This is a genomic window from Allomuricauda sp. MMSF_3307 (genome assembly GCF_030733585.1).
Taxonomy (GTDB): Bacteria; Bacteroidota; Bacteroidia; order Flavobacteriales; family Flavobacteriaceae; genus Flagellimonas.
Genome location: NZ_JASHIQ010000010.1, coordinates 1 through 1,696, shown reverse-complemented (window position 1 = coordinate 1,696; position 1,696 = coordinate 1). Strand labels below are relative to the sequence as shown.

Sequence of the window (1,696 nt, the reverse complement as noted above, 5' to 3'; positions counted from 1 at the left end):
CGGAACCACCGGATCACTATGCTCTAGTTTCCTACCTGTTCGACCTGTATGTCTCACAGTCAAGCGCCCTTGTGCCATTGCACTCTGCACACGATTGCCAACCGTGTTGAGGGCACCTTTAGAAGCCTCCGTTACTCTTTTGGAGGCGACCACCCCAGTCAAACTACCCACCACGCACTGTCCCCCGCTAGGGGTTAGGCCCCGATCAAACAAAGGCTGGTATTTCAACAACGGCTCCTCCACGCCTGGCGACGCAGATTCAAAGCCTCCCAGCTATCCTACACATTGTTTGACCAAGGTCAATACGAAGCTATAGTAAAGGTGCACGGGGTCTTTTCGTCCCACTGCGGGTAACCGGCATCTTCACCGATACTACAATTTCACCGAGATCATGGTTGAGACAGTGCCCAGATCGTTGCACCATTCGTGCAGGTCGGAACTTACCCGACAAGGAATTTCGCTACCTTAGGACCGTTATAGTTACGGCCGCCGTTTACCGGGGCTTCAGTTCAATGCTTCACCTTGCGGCTGACATCTCCCTTTAACCTTCCGGCACCGGGCAGGTGTCAGGCCCTATACGTCATCTTTCGATTTGGCAGAGCCCTGTGTTTTTGATAAACAGTCGCCTGGGCCTATTCACTGCGGCTCCCCCGGAGGGGAGCGACGCTTCTCCCGAAGTTACGCGTCCATTTTGCCTAGTTCCTTAACCATGAATCTCTCGAGCGCCTTAGAATTCTCATCCCGACCACCTGTGTCGGTTTACGGTACGGGCCGCATATCTCGCTTTTCTTGGAGGCAGTGCCGCTGGATTATCGACGCGGCCGTGGCCTTGTCGTACTATCGCTTGCGCTTCAACGTGCTATTCCGTCAGCACGCACCAACTAAACTGCCCCGTCACTTTTGGTGATATGCGGGTAGCGGAATATTAACCGCTTGTCCATCCACTGCCCCTTCCGGGTTCGTGTTAGGTCCCGACTGACCCCCGGCTGATTAGCATGGCCGGGGAAACCTTGGTCTTTCGGCGTGCGGGTTTCTCGCCCGCATTATCGTTACTTATGCCTACATTTTCGTTTCTGTACGCTCCAGCACACCTCACAGTGCACCTTCGGCGCCGAACAGAATGCTCCCCTACCCATCTTTCGATGCCATAGCTTCGGTAATGTGCTTATGCCCGATCATTATCCATGCGGGACCGCTCGACCAGTGAGCTGTTACGCACTCTTTAAATGAATGGCTGCTTCCAAGCCAACATCCTGGCTGTCTAAGCAGTCCCACCGCGTTTTGTCAACTTAGCACATATTTGGGGACCTTAGCTGATGGTCCGGGTTCTTTCCCTCTCGGACATGGACCTTAGCACCCATGCCCTCACTGCCCTGAAACATTATATAGCATTCGGAGTTTGTCAGGAATTGGTAGGCGGTGAAGCCCCCGCATCCAATCAGTAGCTCTACCTCTATATAACTATCAGAACGCTGCACCTAAATGCATTTCGGGGAGTACGAGCTATTTCCGAGCTTGATTGGCCTTTCACCCCTACCCACAGGTCATCCCAAGACTTTTCAACGTCAACGGGTTCGGTCCTCCACTATGTGTTACCACAGCTTCAACCTGCCCATGGGTAGATCGCACGGTTTCGCGTCTACTACTACCGACTAAGACGCCCTGTTCAGACTCGCTTTCGCTACGGCTGCGCACC

General features: G+C 53.7%; 1 rRNA gene. It reads right to left on the bottom strand.

What is annotated here, in order from left to right:
• Positions 1-1,696 (bottom strand): 23S ribosomal RNA (locus RBB12_RS16095); the annotation flags it as partial.